The sequence below is a fragment of the Mycobacterium sp. Marseille-P9652 genome (assembly GCF_902652685.1).
In the GTDB taxonomy this organism is placed as follows: domain Bacteria; phylum Actinomycetota; class Actinomycetes; order Mycobacteriales; family Mycobacteriaceae; genus Mycobacterium.
The window spans coordinates 100,112-116,329 of the sequence record NZ_CACRUY010000010.1; the positions used below are offsets into that span (position 1 = coordinate 100,112).

19 protein-coding genes are annotated in these 16,218 nt (G+C 68.0%); 13 read left to right on the plus strand and 6 right to left on the minus strand.

The features are described 5' to 3' along the window. Nucleotides 1-3: 3 nt before the first annotated feature. Nucleotides 4-282, plus strand: coding sequence for a cytochrome C oxidase subunit IV family protein (locus tag GPY60_RS08440; protein WP_156687191.1), 279 nt, complete (start codon nucleotides 4-6; stop codon nucleotides 280-282). A 13-nt stretch (nucleotides 283-295) separates the two neighbouring features. On the opposite strand, the gene GPY60_RS08445 is transcribed toward GPY60_RS08440, so the two are convergent. After that, nucleotides 296-1,570 carry a cytochrome P450 gene (locus tag GPY60_RS08445; RefSeq protein ID WP_156687192.1) on the minus strand — a complete coding sequence of 425 codons (1,275 nt, stop codon included), beginning with the start codon at nucleotides 1,568-1,570 and terminating at the stop codon, nucleotides 296-298. 208 nt (nucleotides 1,571-1,778) lie between these two features. On the opposite strand from GPY60_RS08445, the gene GPY60_RS08450 reads away from it, so the two are divergent. Continuing rightward, nucleotides 1,779-2,492: a TetR/AcrR family transcriptional regulator gene (locus GPY60_RS08450; RefSeq protein WP_156687193.1), complete on the plus strand. Its 714-nt coding sequence runs from the start codon at nucleotides 1,779-1,781 to the stop codon at nucleotides 2,490-2,492. On the opposite strand, the gene GPY60_RS08455 is transcribed toward GPY60_RS08450, so the two are convergent. Continuing rightward, entirely contained in the window at nucleotides 2,408-2,824 is a 417-nt protein-coding gene (locus GPY60_RS08455) for a hypothetical protein (RefSeq protein ID WP_156687194.1), read from the minus strand. The two genes, GPY60_RS08450 and GPY60_RS08455, sit on opposite strands and share 85 nt — an antisense overlap. Beyond that, the gene (locus tag GPY60_RS08460) at nucleotides 2,821-3,567 is read right to left on the minus strand and encodes an enoyl-CoA hydratase/isomerase family protein (protein WP_156687195.1); all 747 of its coding nucleotides are present in this window, start codon (nucleotides 3,565-3,567) and stop codon (nucleotides 2,821-2,823) included. The genes GPY60_RS08455 and GPY60_RS08460 overlap by 4 nt, the downstream gene beginning before the upstream one ends. Nucleotides 3,568-3,686: 119 nt before the next feature. Here GPY60_RS08460 and GPY60_RS08465 point away from each other — a divergent pair, with 119 nt between their 5' ends. Further along, the gene (locus GPY60_RS08465) at nucleotides 3,687-4,109 is read left to right on the plus strand and encodes a lipoprotein LpqH (protein ID WP_156687196.1); all 423 of its coding nucleotides are present in this window, start codon (nucleotides 3,687-3,689) and stop codon (nucleotides 4,107-4,109) included. A gap of 12 nt (nucleotides 4,110-4,121) precedes the next feature. Here GPY60_RS08465 and GPY60_RS08470 read toward each other — a convergent pair whose 3' ends face one another. Next, complete coding sequence (locus GPY60_RS08470; RefSeq protein ID WP_197283597.1) at nucleotides 4,122-5,000, minus strand: alpha/beta fold hydrolase; 879 nt, start codon at nucleotides 4,998-5,000, stop codon at nucleotides 4,122-4,124. A gap of 148 nt (nucleotides 5,001-5,148) precedes the next feature. On the opposite strand from GPY60_RS08470, the gene GPY60_RS08475 reads away from it, so the two are divergent. The 6 genes from GPY60_RS08475 to GPY60_RS08500 all read left to right on the plus strand — a co-directional run bounded on the left by GPY60_RS08475 (nucleotide 5,149) and on the right by GPY60_RS08500 (nucleotide 10,570). Continuing rightward, nucleotides 5,149-6,339 (plus strand): amidohydrolase family protein, encoded by a 1,191-nt coding sequence (locus tag GPY60_RS08475; RefSeq protein ID WP_156687198.1) that lies wholly within the window; start codon nucleotides 5,149-5,151, stop codon nucleotides 6,337-6,339. Next, nucleotides 6,336-7,784, plus strand: a complete 1,449-nt coding sequence (locus GPY60_RS08480) for a FadD3 family acyl-CoA ligase (RefSeq protein WP_156687199.1) — start codon at nucleotides 6,336-6,338, stop codon at nucleotides 7,782-7,784. The genes GPY60_RS08475 and GPY60_RS08480 overlap by 4 nt, the downstream gene beginning before the upstream one ends. A gap of 438 nt (nucleotides 7,785-8,222) precedes the next feature. After that, nucleotides 8,223-9,065, plus strand: coding sequence for a hypothetical protein (locus GPY60_RS08485; RefSeq protein WP_231639476.1), 843 nt, complete (start codon nucleotides 8,223-8,225; stop codon nucleotides 9,063-9,065). Next, complete coding sequence (locus GPY60_RS08490) at nucleotides 9,062-9,712, plus strand: twin-arginine translocation pathway signal (RefSeq protein WP_156687201.1); 651 nt, start codon at nucleotides 9,062-9,064, stop codon at nucleotides 9,710-9,712. The genes GPY60_RS08485 and GPY60_RS08490 overlap by 4 nt, the downstream gene beginning before the upstream one ends. Nucleotides 9,713-9,748: 36 nt before the next feature. Further along, nucleotides 9,749-10,372: a fatty-acid--CoA ligase gene (locus tag GPY60_RS08495; protein ID WP_156687239.1), complete on the plus strand. Its 624-nt coding sequence runs from the start codon at nucleotides 9,749-9,751 to the stop codon at nucleotides 10,370-10,372. A gap of 12 nt (nucleotides 10,373-10,384) precedes the next feature. Further along, nucleotides 10,385-10,570, plus strand: coding sequence for a (2Fe-2S)-binding protein (locus tag GPY60_RS08500; protein ID WP_156687202.1), 186 nt, complete (start codon nucleotides 10,385-10,387; stop codon nucleotides 10,568-10,570). Here the strand turns inward: GPY60_RS08500 and GPY60_RS08505 are convergent. After that, nucleotides 10,567-12,243, minus strand: a complete 1,677-nt coding sequence (locus GPY60_RS08505) for an alpha-keto acid decarboxylase family protein (protein ID WP_156687203.1) — start codon at nucleotides 12,241-12,243, stop codon at nucleotides 10,567-10,569. The genes GPY60_RS08500 and GPY60_RS08505 overlap by 4 nt on opposite strands. 60 nt (nucleotides 12,244-12,303) lie before the next feature. Between GPY60_RS08505 and GPY60_RS08510 the strand changes: the two genes are divergently transcribed. Genes GPY60_RS08510 through GPY60_RS08525 form a run of 4 tightly spaced genes read left to right on the plus strand, consistent with a single transcriptional unit; the run spans nucleotide 12,304 to nucleotide 14,850 of the window. Then, nucleotides 12,304-12,744 carry an SRPBCC family protein gene (locus GPY60_RS08510; protein WP_156687204.1) on the plus strand — a complete coding sequence of 147 codons (441 nt, stop codon included), beginning with the start codon at nucleotides 12,304-12,306 and terminating at the stop codon, nucleotides 12,742-12,744. Nucleotides 12,745-12,753: 9 nt separating this feature from the next. Beyond that, nucleotides 12,754-13,836, plus strand: a complete 1,083-nt coding sequence (locus GPY60_RS08515) for a CaiB/BaiF CoA transferase family protein (RefSeq protein ID WP_156687205.1) — start codon at nucleotides 12,754-12,756, stop codon at nucleotides 13,834-13,836. Between the two features lie 55 nt (nucleotides 13,837-13,891). Further along, a complete protein-coding gene (locus GPY60_RS08520; RefSeq protein ID WP_156687206.1) occupies nucleotides 13,892-14,347 on the plus strand; it encodes an SRPBCC family protein in 456 nt (151 codons plus the stop codon). A gap of 50 nt (nucleotides 14,348-14,397) precedes the next feature. Continuing rightward, a complete protein-coding gene (locus GPY60_RS08525; protein WP_156687207.1) occupies nucleotides 14,398-14,850 on the plus strand; it encodes an SRPBCC family protein in 453 nt (150 codons plus the stop codon). On the opposite strand, the gene GPY60_RS08530 is transcribed toward GPY60_RS08525, so the two are convergent. Further along, on the minus strand, nucleotides 14,847-16,016 hold the full coding sequence (locus tag GPY60_RS08530) for a pyridoxal phosphate-dependent aminotransferase (RefSeq protein ID WP_156687208.1): 1,170 nt from the start codon (nucleotides 16,014-16,016) through the stop codon (nucleotides 14,847-14,849). The genes GPY60_RS08525 and GPY60_RS08530 overlap by 4 nt on opposite strands. Nucleotides 16,017-16,218: the final 202 nt, after the last annotated feature.

Here is a 16,218-nt window from a genome sequence, read left to right on the forward strand (position 1 = left end):
TCGATGATCAGAACCAACACCAGGTTGCTGGTCGCGTGGGTGATCCTGGCGTCCCTGACCCTGGCTTACCTCGGGATCGATCACTCGGCCGCGTCACACGGCGCCAACGCGGTAGTCACGTCCTGCGTCATCGGAATCGCGGTTGTCAAGGTGCGCATCATCTTTCGCGAGTTCATGGAGGTCAGGCGGGCGCCCGCGTTGCTGTGCCGCCTGACGGACGCCTGGGTGGTACTCATCGCCGCCAGCCTGTTGGCTTGCTACTTCGCCGGAAGGCTGTGGTAGCGGCTCGGAGGTCTCAGTTGCGGGGCGTGAACGTGAGGTGGAGCTCGCTGAGCCCGCGCAGGATGTACGTCGGCTCATAGGTGTAGCGGCGATCGTCGGCCGGCCCGTGTACCTTCTCGTCGATCTTGATGTCGAGCATCCGGTCGAGGATGCGCTCGATGGAGACCCGGCCCTCGACGCGGGCCAGCGGTCCGCCCGGGCACGAATGCACGCCGCGCGCGAACGCCATGTGCTCGCGAACGTTTCTGCGGCGGGGGTTGAACTCGTGCGGGTTCTCGAACCGGCGGGGATCGCGGTTGGCCGCGCCCGGCAGCACCATCACGACGGTGCCCGGGGCGATATCGACGCCGCCGACCGTCGTCGCCCGGCGAGCCAGCCGCGAGTCGCATTTGACCGGGCTGTCCATTCGCAACGATTCCTCGATGAACCCGGGAATCAGTGTGCGGTCGTCGCGCAGTTCTTGCTGGATGTCGGGGCGGTCGCCCATCACCTGCAGCGCGGCGCTGAGCAGCTTGGCCGTCGTTTCCTGCCCGGCGGCGAACAGGAACGTCGCCGACCGGACCACCTCGATGACCTCGGGTGTGGTGCCGTCGGGGTACTTGGCCGTCGCGAGCGAGGTCAGCACGTCGTTGCGCGGTTCGCGGCGCCGGTCCTCGATGTAAGCGCAGAACTTGTCATCGAGCCACTCGAGCGGGTTGACCCCCACGGATTCGTGGTCCAGGGCTCCCACCCGGCCGGGTTTGTCGGCGCCCAGCACGACCCGAAATTCCTTGTGGTCCTCCTCGGGCACGCCGAGCAGGTCGGCGATCACCAAGGTGGCGAACGGTTTCGAGTACTCGCTGATGAACTCGCAGGCGCCGTTGACCAGGAACTCGTCGAGCTGGCGGTCGGCGAGGCGCCACATGAACTCCTCGTTCTGCTTGAGCCTGCTCGGCGTCAGCAGCTTGCTCAGCACCGACCGGGCCCGGGTGTGGTCCGGCGGGTCCATGGTCACCATGTGCTCGTACATCGGGAAATAGCTGCGGTGCTCGTCGATCAGGTGGCTGATGTCCTCGCCCTCGGGTTGGAACGGAAGCGGCGGGAACGGCCCACCGAGCGCGACGATGTTCGAGAACGTGTCGGGGTCCTTGTAGACCTCACACGCCTCGTCATAGCCCGTCACGGCGACGACGCCGTAGTGGGGGAGCCGCAGCACCGGGTTCTGGCTGCGCAGGTAGTCGAAGTACGGGTGCGGATCGGGCACCAGAGATTGGTCGGTGAAGAAGTCGATCGTGTCGAAGGTGGTCATGTCGCGCGTGTCTCCTTCAAGCCGACGCTGGCCGAATGGTGGTCCGGCGGCCCGCCCCCCGCGCCGCCCGAGTGTGAAGTGCTGAGCAACTGCTTAGCATGGTGCGATTACCAGGGTCAAGGCGACACCGCCGGAGCGAGACCCGCTGGCTAACATCTGGCATGGTCGACACTGGGCGGCCGAGACGCCGAGATAGGGGAGGGACCGCATGACATCTGCTCCCACCGCCCGCAGGCTCGGAGCGCCGGACGCGAAGAATCGCGGGCTGTTGCTGGACGCGGCCGAACAACTGATGCTCGAAGAGGGTTACGCCGCCGTCACCTCGCGTCGCCTCGCCAACAAGGCCGGGCTGAAACCGCAGCTGGTGCACTACTACTTCCGCACCATGGAAGAGCTGTTCCTCGAAGTCTTCCGCCGCCGCGCCGAGGAAGGCCTGCAGGTGCAGGAGCTGGCGCTCCGATCGCCACAGCCGCTGTGGGCGCTGTGGCGGTTGGGCACCGATCCCGCTTTCACGCGTATCTCCATGGAATTCATGGCGCTGGCCAACCATCGCAAGGAGATGCGAGCCGAGATCGCCTACTACGCGGAGCGGTTCCGGGACGGACAGCGCCGCGCGGTAGAGGATGCGCTGCGGCGCTACGGCCCCGCGTCCGGGCCCGACGTGCCGCCGGTCGTGTGGACGGTGCTCATGACGAGCGTGTCGCGGGTCCTGGTGCTCGAGCAGGCGATCGGCATGTCGGGTGGTCACGCCGAGACCAGGGAGCTGGTGGAAAGCTATCTGCGCCACCTGGAAGGCGAGCCGCAGCCGGTCGAAGGAATCCCGCCGGCCTGGACGGTTCACCAGGACCGCAGTGAACAGAGCGCGCCCTTGGGACCGATGTTGGACACCACGACCTTGCCGTCGACCGACAAGTTGCACTGAACGCCGCCGTCCGCCAGCGGCTCCCGGCCGGTAGTGGCCGTGACCATCGCCCACTGATCGGGGTTCAGCAGGTTCACCGGTTGCACCCACGGCTTATCAGGGCTGATGTCCGCGTGCACCTGCGGGGTGAATTGGTAGTTGTTGTGGCTGTAGTCGGAAAAGAGCGCGGGGTCCTGGTCCTGATAGAAGATGTCGACATAGGCGGGGGTTTTGGTCGTGGCCACGTAGACGACCTGATGCCAGACCGGGTCGGCCTGCGCGGGTGCCGGCACCGCCACACCCGCCACCAGGGTCGCCGCGCCTGCTGCCAGAACCCTTTTCACCGTGTTCATGACGCTCCTTCGGCTGCCGGGCGCGGACTGGCGGTGCGGTTCATCACCCGCTCTGCGGCCTGCCAGTGGGCGTCGGCAACCCACAGCCGTGCAAAGGATGCTATCGCCTCATCAGGCGAAACGCCGCTGATTACCCGCTTTATCTCGGCCGCCGGATGGCGGGCCAGCGAACCGGCGATCGACCGCCACCCCTCGTCGAACGTGGCGCGGGGAAAGACGATGTCCACCAAGCCGATTCGCTGGGCCTCGGCGGCTTCGAGGGTGCTTCCGGTGCCCGCCAGCAGCAAGGCCTTACCCTTCCCCACGATGGCGGCCAGCCGTTCGGCGCCGCCCCAGGCGGGCATGATCTCGAGCTGCACCTGATTGAACGCGATCTTCACGTCGTCGGCGGCCACCCGGATGTCGGCGGCGACGGCGACCTCGGCTCCGCCCCCGAAGGCGTGCCCGTTCAGCGCGGCGACCACGGGCGCGGGAAAGCCGGCCAACTGGTCGCAAATCGAGCGCATCCGCTTCGCCATCGCCGCCGCGTCCTCCTCGGTGCGCAGCGCGCTGAGCTCCTTGAGGTCGCCACCCGAGACGAAAGCCCGGTCGCCGGCGCCCCTGATGACCAATGCCCTGGCTCCCGCCGCCGCGTCGATCGCCTTTTCCAGCTGACCCATGGTGTCGAGCGCGATGGCATTGCGCGCGTGGGGGCGGTCGATGGTCAGCACCGCCAACCCGTCCTCGAACTCCAGATCGACCACGCGTCAACGCTCCAGTGATAGGGACGCCCGGAACGCCGATATTGGCATTCTCCTGTCGGGAGAATAGCATCATCGCTACGGTCGGACGGGGTTGCTGTGTGAGGGATCGAGGTGGCCGGATGGGCAGTCGCATTTCGGCGGCATTGGTCGCGTCGACGGTCGTCGTCGGCGTGGTCGCCTGCACGCCCAAGCCGCAGACCCAGCTGTCCAGTACGGCGTCGGTGACCGTCAACGGCGACGACGCGAAGCTCAACGTGGTGAAGTGCACCCAGCAGGAGTGGTACCGGACCATCGAGATCGGCGGCGATTTCGCGGGCGCGCGGGTAGTCATCGACGAGCGCGCCGTCCCGATGGTGACTCAGTCGGTCCGCATCCGGAACCTGGGCGGCTTCACCGGCATGTATTCCAAGGACGACGGCGGCGACGCCACCATGAGCTTCAGCGGCGAGAAGTTCACGATCACCGGTTCGGCGAACGGCTCGAAATCCGACAAGCCCGACGAGCCGGCTACCGCGACCTTCAAGATCGTCGCCAACTGCTGACCGGGATTCCCCTTACGTACCGTGCCGCTCGCCCGATGCGATCGCACGCAACGCGTCGCCGTACGCCTTCGCGACGGCACGCGGTCTCGCCAGCGGCCCGCGGTGGTCGAGGCCGGGCATGACCGCGACGCGCCCGGCCGGCAACGCGGCGGTGATCTCGGTTGCCGCGTCCAGGAAGTACGCGGGGCTGCGCTGGCCGACCAAGAAGCACACCGGTGTCGCGATCGACTTATAGGCCGACGCCGGTCCGTTGAGCCGCAACGCCTCCCGCCCTTCGCGGGGCACGGTCGGCAGCACCTCGCATTCGGCCTTCCACACGGTGACCACGCCGAGCCAGCTGGCGGCGAGGGTCACCCCGAAGGGCAGGTCGTCGAGGTGGCGTCCGATCCGTAGCCCCCTGGTGAGCTCGGCTATCGCCCGCGCGTGTCGTCCGCGTTCGACCGACTCCGTGAACGAGGGCAGGAAGTCGAACGGCATCGAACCGTCGATGTCGACCGCCGCGTCGTACACCACGACCGAGTCGAGTCGTCCGTCATTCGCCCGAAGGGCCGCCCGCACGGCGATCAGCCCGCCGTAGCTGTGCCCGAACACGGCTCGCGAGCTGGTCTTGTCCAGGACGGCGAAGACGTCGTCGCACTCCCGGTCCATGCAGTAGGCCTCGCCTCCCGGACCGCTCGCGCCGCGGCCGCGTCGATGCACGATGTGGACAGTGTGCGACCGGGCCAGAGCTTTCGCGAAGGAGCGGTACCGGATCGGTGGGGCCAGCGAGCCAGACAAGACGGCGATGCCGGGCCCGGAGCCGACGCTGTCGAAGGCGATTCGCGTGCCGTCGGGAGAAGTGACGAATTGGCGTTGGAAGTGGCCGACGTCCATGCGACTCCGTTCGTCCACCCCGCGTGCACTGTACCGCGCGCGATCGGCGTCGCGGCGCGCTCGCGGTTCGCTGCCCGCGGCGACCAGAGCCGCCGGATCGCCAGGGGCAGTTGCGGCCCGGGCCCTGGAGAGAATACGATTCTCGCAAATTGCGAAGGAGGATTTCATGGGTCAACTGTCGCACCGGGAGGACGTCCCGTTCCCGATCTTTGACGCGGACAACCATCTCTACGAGCCGCCGGAAGCGCTGACCAAGTTCCTGCCCAAGGAGTACAAGGACTTCGTCCAGTACGTGCAGATCAACGGGCGCACCAAGATCGCGATCCGCGGCCACATCAGCAACTACATCCCCAACCCGACCTTCGAGGTCGTCGCCCGCCCGGGCGCGTGGGAGGAGTACTTCAAGTACGGCAACCCGGACGGCAAGAGCAAGCGCGAGCTATTCGGCGAGCCGATGCGCGCGATCCCGGCGTTCTTCGAGCCCGGCCCGCGCCTGGAGAAGATGAACGAATTGGGCCTGGATCGCACCCTGATGTTTCCGACGCTGGCCAGCCTGCTCGAGGAGCGGCTGCGTGACGACCCGGTCGCCATCCACGTCCTGATTCACGCTCTGAACGAATGGCTCGACGAGGTCTGGGGCTTCAACTACCAGAACCGGATCTTCACCACCCCGGTCATCACCCTGCCGATCGTCGAGAAGGCGATCGAGGAGCTGGAGTGGGCGGTCAAGCGCGGCGCACGCTGCATCCTGATCCGCCCGGCTCCGGTCCCCGGCTTCCGCGGCCCGCGGTCGTTCGCGGTGCCCGAGTTCGACCCGTTCTGGGAGCGGGTCGTCGAGCACGACGTGCTGGTCGGCATGCACTCGAGCGACAGCGGCTACTCCCGTTACACCTCCGAGTGGGACGGCGCCGAGCAGGAGATGCTGCCGTTCCAGACAAATGCGATGGGCATCCTCAACGAGTGGCGGCCGATCCAGGACGCGGTGGGCTCGTGGGTGATCCACGGCGCGCTCTACCGCCACCCGAAGCTGAAGGTGGCGATCGTCGAGGCCGGTTCCAAGTGGATGACCCCGTTGCTGGACGGGCTCGCCGAGGTGTACCGCAAGGCGCCCGAAGTGTTTCCCAGCGACCCCGTGGAGATGGTCAAGAGCCGCATCCACGTCAGCCCGTTCTTCGAGGACGGCATCGACGATCTGGTCAACCTCGTCGGCGTGGACCGGGTGCTGTACGGCTCGGACTGGCCGCACCCGGAGGGGCTGGCGGAGCCGACCTTCTACGTCAACGCGCTGTCGCACTTGTCCGTTGACGACCAGGCAAAGATCATGGGCGGCAATCTCGGTCGGCTCGTCACGGTGTGACGGACGCATCCCCGTGGGAGACCATCCCCGAGATGGTCTTGAGCGCGGCGGACCGCTTCGGCGACGCGGAAGCGGTGGTCGACGGTCCGCTGCGCCTCACCTTCACCGAGGTGGTCGATGGAATCCGCAGGGCCGCTGGGGCTTTCGCTGACCTCGGCATCGGCAAGGGTGATCGGGTCGCCATTTGGGCGCCTAACTCCGCGGAGTGGATCATCGCGGCGTTCGGTCTGCTCACGGCGGGCTGTGTGCTGGTGCCCGTCAACACCCGGTTCAAGACCGAGGAAGCCGGCGACATCCTCGTGCGCAGCGGAGTGAAGGCAGTCCTGGTGCAGAAGGGCTTCCTGGATCAGGACTACACCGCGCCGGCGGGGATACCCGTCATCGACCTGAAATCGGGCTTCCTGTCCGCCGGTTCCCCGTTCGAGCGGGCGGTGAGCGGGACCGACATCGCGGACATCATCTTCACGTCGGGCACGACGGGGCGCCCGAAGGGCGCGATGATGAATCACCGCCAGACGCTGCGCATGTACGAGGAGTGGGCGACACTGGCGGATCTGCGCGAGGGTGACCGCTACCTGCAGATCAACCCGTACTTCCACACGTTCGGCCTCAAGGCCGGGCTGGTGGCGTCCTTTCTGCGCGGCGCGACGATGCTGCCGGTCGCGACATTCGACCTCGAAACTGTGGTGAATCTCGTTGCCCAGGAACAGATTACGATGCTGCCCGGGCCGCCTACGGTGTACCACTCGTTGCTGACGGTGGGTGAGAAGGACAAGCTCTCGACCCTGCGCGCCGGCGTCACCGGCGCCGCCGATATCCCCGTGGAACTGGTCCGCCGCATCCACGGCGAACTGCCGTTCGAGACCCTGATGACCGGTTACGGGCTGACCGAGGCCGGCAATGTGACGTTGTCCCGCCCGGGCGACACCTTCGAGCAGGTGGCCACCACCGCGGGCCTGCCCTGCGACGGGGTCGAGGTCCGGATTGCCGACGACGGCGAGGTGTTGGTCCGCGGTTACGGGGTCATGCAGGGCTACCTCGACGATCCGGTCGCCACCGCCGAGGCGATCGACACCGACGGGTGGCTGCACACCGGGGATCTCGGCGACCTCGACGCCACCGGCCGGCTGCGCATCGCGGGCCGAAAGAAGGACATGTTCATCGTCGGCGGGTTCAACGCCTATCCCGCCGAGATCGAGGGCTTCCTGCTGGGTCACCCCGCCGTCGCGCAGGCCGCGGTCATCGGCGTGCCCGACGAGCGGCTCGGCCAGGTGGGCAAGGCATTCGTCGTCACCGAGGGCGCCGACGGTGTCGTGGGCGAGGACGAACTGATCGGCTGGTGCCATGAGCGCATGGCCGGGTTCAAGGTGCCGCGGTCGATTGTTTTCGTCGAGGCGCTACCACTCAACGCGACCGGGAAGGTCGTCAAAGACCTGTTGCGGTAAAGGGGGTATCGAACGGCTGATATGCGCAAGATAAGAATCGGATTCCCCTGTTCACGGTCGCATTCGGAGCCCGCGGCGCTTCGCCTACGGTCTCGTCCAAGCAAGCGGTGATAACGTGGCTTTCCGCGGGCTGAGTGAAAACAAGGATCTATACGGCGCCGATATGCTCGCACGTCATTGCGTCTGCCGAGTAGATTGGCGCATCGGCGACGGCCCTCGCGGCCCCGAGCGCCAGAATCGGTCGACAGGCTCGATCGATTCGAGACGCCGTCGCCGGGCTCAGACCGGCAAGCGGTAGAGGAGTTTCACGGTGAGTCATGAGCAGCCGCTTCCTCGGGCTGGTGGGCGTTGAGCCCGCGCGTCCGCGCGAATACCGGTCGCACGAAATCGGATCAGATGAGTAAGGACGACACGCCCAGCGCCGCCGACATCCGGTCGTTGGCCGAGCAGGCCGAGGCCGAGGCCGAGGAAGCCGAGGCCCTCGCCGCCGCCGCGCGCGCCCGCGCCCGCGCGATCCAGCTGCGACGCCAAGCCGAACAAGCCGAGGCCGAACCGGAACTCGAGGAGGCCGAGCCGGAGACGGCAGAGCCGACCGATGACGCGGAGGAAGGGCCGGCCGACAGCGTCGATGAACGCGCCGCCGATGTCGCGGAGACTGAGCCGGTCGAGCCGGAATCTCCCGAATCCGAGGAGGGTTCGGACGAGGCGGTCGCCGCAGCAGAGGCGGGCGCTCCCGCCGCCGACGCTCCGGCGGAGCCGCGGGCGCGGCGCCGGCGCGTGCGCCTGCGTCGTCCGCGATGGTCGACCGTCGCCGCCGCCCTGGCCATCCTCGTCATCGTCGCCGCGCTCTCGGGCAGCGGCTACATGATCTACGCGCACCGCAAGGCGGAGCACGACCGCCAGCTGGCGGCCGAATTCTCTAAGGCGGCCAGTCAGGGCATCATCAATCTGACATCGCTGGACTTCAACGATGCCAAGCGGGGCGTCCAGCTCATCCTCGACAACGCAACCGGCGAGTTCAAAGACGACTTCACGAAGACGGCCGATCAGTACGTCAAGACGGTCGAACAGATCAAGGTGCATTCACAGGGCACCGTCCAGGCCGCCGCGGTGGATCGCAACACGATGACGGACGACTCGGCGGTGGTCCTCGTCGCCTCCACGCAGGAGGTCACCAATGCTGCCGGCGCCAAACAGGAACCGCGTAGCTACCGATTCGTCGTGACGATGAAACGCGACGGCGACCAGCTCAAGATCGCGAAACTGGAGTTCGTGCCGTGACGGCAGACGAGAAGCCGGTGGACGCCGAGCGGACGGTCGCGGAAGACGCCGACGAGACGGTCGATACCGAGGAGCCGACGGAACGCGACGAGACCGCCGTCGACGGCGACGAGCCGAGCAACAGCCTCCTGAGTGGCGAAACCAAACCGCGGAATCGTCGGGTCCGGCGGCTCGTTGCCCTGGCGACGGCGTCGCTCGTGATCGTGCTCTCGCTGGGACTGCTCGGTTGGCTGGCGTACTTCTGGTACTTCCCGGATCGGGAGGTCGACGCTGGGGCCGCGCGGGCGGCGATCGCGGCGGCAAGCGAGGGTGCCGTGGCGACCCTGTCGTACGGGCCGGAGAACCTGGACAACGACCTCTCCTCCGCGAAGTCCCACCTCACCGGCGAATTCCTCAAGTACTACACGCAATTCACCGACAGCGTCCTGAAACCGGCCGTCCGGGAGAAGTCGGTGAAGAGCACCGCCATCGTGCTTCGCGCCGCGTTGCAGACGCTGAATCCGGACAAAGCCGTCGCGCTGCTGTTCATCAACCAGACCACCCAGAGCAAGGACAAGCCGGAGCCGTCGTACATGAACAGCAGCGTTACCATCACGCTGACGAAAGTCGATGGCAAGTGGCTCATTTCGGAGCTCGCACCGCTTTAGGCCGGGTGGTGCCCTAGGCGGAAGGGGATGCCGGCGATGCCCCACGACATCCACTCGATGGTGATCGCGTCGGACTATCGGGTCCCGGATCCGAGCAAGGTGTGGCCGCTGCTCGAGCGCAACAAGACCAGGCTCGCCGACATCGGCGCGCACCACGTGCTGGTCTACACGTCCACCCACGACTACGGGCGGGTGCTGGTGATGATCGGGGTGCACAGCCGCGAACCGATCGTCGAATTATTGCGCTCGCGCGTGTTTTTCGACTGGTTCGATGAGGCCGGGGTCGACGACATCCCCGCCGTGTTCGCCGGCGAGATCATCGACCGGTTCGTCGCCGAGCCGTCGGCCACGCCCGAGGCGCCCGGGGTGGTGGTCGCCGCCATCGCCTGCGTCGACAACGTGTCCACGCTGGTGGCCGGCGTCCGTGCGGCGATGGGCAGGTTCACCGCGGCGGGCATCCGGAAGACCTGGGTGTTCCAGGCCTTCGACGACGAGGACGAAGTGTTGATCCTGCAGGACTTTCCCGACGAGGACAGCGCGCGCAGATGGATCGACCACCCCGACGCCGCCGCCGAGTGGATGTCCCGGGCAGGCGTGGGCGCCTACCCGCCGCTGTTCGTCGGCCGGTTCACCGACATGATGCGCATCGAGGCGGAATAGCGGGTCGCCGGGATGTTCGTGTGCCTGTGCAACGGGGTCACCAGCCAGACCGTGAACGAGGCGGTCGCGGCCGGGGCGGCGACGACGAAGGACGTCGCTTCGGCGTGCGGCGCCGGAGCCGACTGCGGGCGTTGCCGGCGCACCATCCAGGCCCTGCTGCGCTCGCCGAGCGCGGGCCGGGCCGCGAACTCCCGCTAGCTGTTGTCGCCCTGGGGTGCCATGGGCCCGACGAGCTGGCCGAGCAGGGGCGGGATCTCGAGGCGGGGCAGGACCACCTCGACGAACACCATGCGGTCCTGGTGCCGCGCGGCGGCGGTGAACGCGTCGTCGAGTTCTCCGTAGGTCTGCGCCCGGAACACCAGGTGATCACGCACCCCCAAGGCGTGGGGGATGTCCGTCCAGTTCCAGCCGACGATGTCGTTATAGGGCGCCGTCTTCCCGTGGATCGCCCGTTCGACGGTGTAGCCGTCGTTGTTGACCACCACGATGACGGGCGACAGGCCTTCGCGCGAGAAGACGCCGAGTTCCTGGATGGTCAGCTGGGCGGCGCCGTCACCGATGAGGAGGACCGTGCGCCGGTCGGGGTGGGCGACCGCGGCGCCGACGGCGGCCGGCAGCGTGTAACCGATTGAGCCCCAGAGCGGTTGGCCGATGAAGGTGACGCCGTGCGGCAGCCGGTGGTCGGCCATGCCGAAGTACGAGGTGCCCTGATCGGCGAGCACCACGTTGCCGGGCGTCAGCGCGACGCACAGCCGGTCCCACAGCATCTGTTGGGTGAGGGGCTGATCCCGCGGCGGGGGAGGCGGCAGCGGTTCGGCCGGCGGCGCCGCCATCTGGGGCGAACTGATGCCGCGCCGGGCGACGATGGTGGCCAGCGCCTCGAGCGCGGCGCCCATCTCCAGCGGCGCGAAGACCTCGCCGGCCACGCTGCTCTGGTACTGCGCCACGTCGATGGTGCGGGCCGGGTCGATGCGCTGGCTGAAGAAGCCGCTGACCATGTCGGTGAACACCACCCCGGCCGTCACCAGCACCGGGGCCTGCTCGATGGCCGTGCGCACCCGGTCGGCGCTCGCCGAACCGGCGTAGATGCCGAGGAAATTCGGCGAACTCTCGTCGAGCAGGCTCTTGCCCCACATGAGCGTCGCGTGCGGCACGACGTCGGCGGCCAGCAGCGCCTCGAGTTCCTTGACGGCGCGCAGGCGGTGCACCAGCAGGTCGGCCAGGACCGTGAGCTGATGATCGCCGATCAGCTCGGTGGCGGCCTCGACGAACATCGCCAGAGCCCGCGGGCTGGTGCCGCCGGTGTATCGGGGAAGCGGTTCGGCGGGGGGCTCGGTGGGGAATCGTGCGACGTCGGTGGACATCAGGATGTAGCCGGGCCGCTTCTGCTCGCGCACCTCGCTGAGCACCCGGTCGATCTCGCGGCGGGCCGTGGCGGGCATGAGATTGGCTTGGGCGCAGGTGATTTCCCGGCTGACGCGCAGGAAATGCTCGAAGTCGCCGTCGCCGAGCGAGTGGTGCAGCGCCCGCCGGGAGCCCTGCGCGTCCTTGGACGGGCCGCCGACGATGTGCACCACGGGCACGTGCTCGGCGTAGCTGCCCGCGATCGCGTTGGCCGCCGAGAGCTCACCCACCCCGAATGTCGTTACGACGGCGGACAATCCGCGCAGCCGCCCATACCCGTCGGCGGCGTAGCCCGCGTTCAGTTCGTTGGCGCTGCCGACCCACCGGATCGCCGGATGGGCGACGATGTGGTCGAGGAACGCCAGGTTGTAGTCGCCCGGAACGCCGAAGATCTCTGTGACGCCGAGCTCGGCCAGCCGGTCCAACAGGTAGTCACCGACGGTGTAGACGGGATCAGTCACAGCCACGACGGTACGCCGGGGCCGAAACCTTTCCGGTCGACACGCGGCCGCGCTATCGTCCCAGCCATGGCAGTCAAGGAGTCCCGCGAAGTGGTCATCGAAGCGACGCCGAAGGAGATTCTCGACGTGGTCGCCGACGTCGAGTCGATGCCGGAGTGGTCGTCCATCCACCAGAGCGGCGAGGTGATCGAACGCGACGCGGACGGTCGCCCGCAGCGCGCGCGAATGAAGGTGAAGACGTCCGGTGTCACCGACGAGGTCGTGCTGGCCTACACGTGGCGCGAGGACGGCGTCTCCTGGACCCAGGAGAGCGGGAAGGCGTCCCGTAACCAGAAGGGTGCCTACACGCTCAGCCCGGAAGGCGACAAGACGCGGACGAAGTTCGACCTCGAGCTGGACCCGCTCGTGCCGCTCCCCGGCTTCGTGATGAAGCGGGCGATCAAAGGGATCATGGAGATCAACACCGACGGCCTGCGCAAGCAGGTGCTCAAGGTGAAGAAGGGGTAGTAACCCTCCGTGACGGGTGATGGCCCCCTGGCCGGGGTGCGGGTGATCGAACTCGGCGGCATCGGCCCGGGCCCGCACGCGGGGATGGTGCTCGCGGATCTAGGCGCGGACGTGGTGCGGGTGCGACGGCCTGGTGGCTTGACGATGCCGCCAGAGGACCGCGACCTGCTGCACCGGGGCAAGCGGATCGTCGACCTCGACGTCAAGACCCAGCCGCAGGCGCTGCTGGAGTTGGCCGCGAAGGCCGACGTGCTGCTGGACTGCTTCCGGCCGGGCACCTGCGAGCGGCTCGGCATCGGCCCCGAACAGTGCGCGGCCGTCAACCCGCGCCTGATCTTCGCGCGGATCACCGGCTGGGGCCAAGAGGGTCCGCTGGCGCAGACGGCGGGGCACGACATCAACTACCTGTCGCGCACCGGGGCGCTGTCGGCGCTCGGCTACGCCGACCGGCCGCCGATGCCGCCGCTGAACCTGGTCGCCGACTTCGGCGGCGGCTCGATGCTGGTGCTGCTCGGCATCGTGACCGCGCTGTACGAGCGGGAGCGTTCGGGCCGGGGTCAGGTGATCGACGCCGCCATGGTCGACGGCGTCAGCCTGCTCGCCCAGATGATGTGGACGATGAAGGCGACGGGCGCGCTGCGCGACCGGCGCGAGTCGTTCCTCCTCGACGGCGGCGCCCCGTTCTACCGCTGTTATGAAACGTCCGACGGCGGCTACATGGCCGTCGGCGCCATCGAGCCGCAGTTCTTCGCCGCCCTGCTGCACGGGCTGGGCCTGGCGCCCGACGAGGTGCCCAACCAACTCGACATCGGTTCCTACCCGCGGATGTACGAGCTCTTCGCCGAGCGATTCGCCGCCCGCACCCGCGACGAGTGGACACGCGTCTTCGCCGGCACCGACGCGTGCGTCACCCCGGTGCTGACGTGGGGCGAGGCGGCCACCGACGACCACCTTCGGGGCCGTTCCACGCTGATCATCGCGCACGGCGTCGACCAGGCCGCGCCCGCGCCCCGCTTCTCCCGCACTCCGGCAGGCAAGGTCGGCACCCCTCCCGCGGGCACCACACCGATCGCCGAAATAGGTTGGGAGTAAACCGGTTCCGCGGATCCGGCCCCTACCGCGCGCGGTGTTGCTAGGTTGACCCCTAGTGGCCGTAAAAGCATCACGCGAATTCGTCGTCGACGCGCCGCCAGGAGTGGTCATGGAGGCGCTGACCGACGTTGCCGTCTTGTCGGAGTGGTCGCCGCTGCACAAGCACGTCGAGGTCATCGATCGCTATCCCGACGGCCGGCCGCACCACGTCAAGGCGACTATCAAAATCCTCGGGCTCGTCGACAAGGAGATCCTCGAGTACCACTGGGGCCCAGACTGGGTCGTCTACGACGCACAGGGGACCGCCCAGCAGCACGGTCAGCATGTCGAGTACAACCTCAAACCCGAGGGGGTCGACAAGACCCGGGTCCGGTTCGACATCACCGTCGAACCCGCCGGCCCCATCCCCGCGTTCATCGTCCGGCGGTCGAGCGAGAAGGTTCTCGATGCCGCGGCCAAGGGGCTGACCGATCTCGTCTCGGGCGGCGGGGACGCGAACGCCGCGAAGTAATCGCAAAATGCCGCGTCCGAACGCGGTTCGCTGTTGCTAACTTGTTAGCAGTGGCCGTGCAAGCTTCATCCGAGATTGTCATCGACGCGCCCCCGGACGTGATCATGGAGGCGCTCGCCGACATGGACGCGGTGCCGTCATGGTCGTCGGTGCACAAGCGGGTCGAAGTGGTCGACAAGCATCCGGACGGGCGACCGCACCACGTGAAGGTCACGATCTCGGTGACCGGCATCCACGACACGGAGCTGCTCGAATACCACTGGGGCCCCGACTGGATGGTGTGGGACGCCGAAAAGACCGCCCAGCAGCGCGGCCAGCACGGGGAGTACAACCTGATCCGCGAGGGGGACGAGAAGACGCGGGTCCGGTTCGCGATCACGGTCGAACCCTTCGCGCCGCTGCCCGAATTCTGGGTCAACCGGGCCCGGAAGAAGATCCTGCACGCCGCGCTGGAGGGGCTGCGCGAGCGGGTGATGGGCACCTGGAGCGGGCCGGTCGCCTAGCCCTTCAGCGCCGCCAGCCGCCTGATCGCCTCGTCGAGGGTGTCGTCGCGCTTGCAGAAGGTGAAGCGCACCAAGTGATTCCACGCTTTGGCGTGCGGCCCGTCCGGGTAGCAGAACGCCGACAGCGGGATGGCGGCGACGCCCACCTGCTCCGGCAGCGCCGCGCAGAACTGCGTGCTGTCGTCGTAGCCGAGCGGACGCGGGTCGGCGCACAGGAAGTAACTGCCGTGGCTGTGGTGCACCTCGAAGCCGACCTCGGTGAGCCCGGCCGCCAGTCGGTCGCGCCGGGCCTGCAACGAGCGGCGCAGCGCCGCCACCCAGTCGTCCTCGGTGTCGAGCGCGAGCGCCACCGCGGGCTGGAACGGCGCGCCGCCGACGTAGCTCAGATACTGTTTGGCCGCGCGCACACCGGCGACGAGTTCGGCCGGGCCACAGGCCCATCCGATCTTCCAGCCGGTGCAGTTGAACATCTTGGCCGCGCTGGAGATCGTGATCGTGCGCTCGGCCATGCCGTCGAAGCCGGCCAACGGCACGTGTTCGTGGCCCTCGTAGATGAGGTGCTCGTACACCTCGTCGGTGATGACCAGCAGGTCGGCCGCCACCGCGACCTCGGCGATGGCCGCCAGCTCCGCCTTGCTCAGCACGGTGCCGGTCGGGTTGTGCGGCGAGTTGACGATCAGCGCGCGCGTGCGCGGGGTGACCGCCCGCCGCAGGGCATCGAGGTCCAGCGCGAAGCTGCGGCCGTCGGGGACCAGCGGCACGGTCACCCGTCGCGCGCCGGCCATCTCGACCACCGGCGAGTAGGAGTCGTAGAAGGGCTCGATCAGGATCACCTCGGAGCCCGGCTCGACCAGGCCGATGACCGCCGCCGCGATCGCCTCGGTGGCGCCGACCGTCACCATCACCTCCCGGTCGGGGTCGTACTCGATCCCGAAGTGCCGCCGGCGCTGCGCCGCGACGGCCTCCCGCAGCGCCGCCACCCCGATCCCCGGCGGGTACTGGTTGAAGCCCGCCGCGATGGCGTCCTGGGCGGCCCGCAGCATCGCCGGCGGCCCGTCCTCGTCGGGGAAGCCCTGACCCAGGTTCACGGCGCCGATCCGGGAGGCCAGCGCCGACATCTCGGCGAACACGGTGGTCGCGTACGGCCGCAGTCTCGACACCGTCATGGTGGTCGAGCGTAACTTCGCCGCGCCCTGTGCGAGCGTCACGCCAGCGTGACGCTCGGCGTCGATGGCCACGCCAGCGTGACGCTCGGCGTCGTGACCCTGCGCTGGTTGCCCAACCAACAGGTTGGCCGGGCCCCCTGTTAGGGTGCTCTTACTGGGCCTAATGTCTAGGACGGATCAGATCCCCCATTTGCGAACAGGA

Coding starts and splice junctions, on each gene's coding strand:
- GPY60_RS08455 (WP_156687194.1), bottom strand. CDS start 2,824: ATGAACACGGTGAAAAGGGTTCTGGCAGCAGGCGCGGCGACCCTGGTG.
- GPY60_RS08475 (WP_156687198.1), top strand. CDS start 5,149: ATGGGTCAACTGTCGCACCGGGAGGACGTCCCGTTCCCGATCTTTGAC.
- GPY60_RS08510 (WP_156687204.1), top strand. CDS start 12,304: ATGGCAGTCAAGGAGTCCCGCGAAGTGGTCATCGAAGCGACGCCGAAG.
- GPY60_RS08465 (WP_156687196.1), top strand. CDS start 3,687: ATGGGCAGTCGCATTTCGGCGGCATTGGTCGCGTCGACGGTCGTCGTC.
- GPY60_RS08500 (WP_156687202.1), top strand. CDS start 10,385: ATGTTCGTGTGCCTGTGCAACGGGGTCACCAGCCAGACCGTGAACGAG.
- GPY60_RS08440 (WP_156687191.1), top strand. CDS start 4: ATGATCAGAACCAACACCAGGTTGCTGGTCGCGTGGGTGATCCTGGCG.
- GPY60_RS08495 (WP_156687239.1), top strand. CDS start 9,749: ATGCCCCACGACATCCACTCGATGGTGATCGCGTCGGACTATCGGGTC.
- GPY60_RS08445 (WP_156687192.1), bottom strand. CDS start 1,570: ATGACCACCTTCGACACGATCGACTTCTTCACCGACCAATCTCTGGTG.
- GPY60_RS08530 (WP_156687208.1), bottom strand. CDS start 16,016: ATGACGGTGTCGAGACTGCGGCCGTACGCGACCACCGTGTTCGCCGAG.
- GPY60_RS08450 (WP_156687193.1), top strand. CDS start 1,779: ATGACATCTGCTCCCACCGCCCGCAGGCTCGGAGCGCCGGACGCGAAG.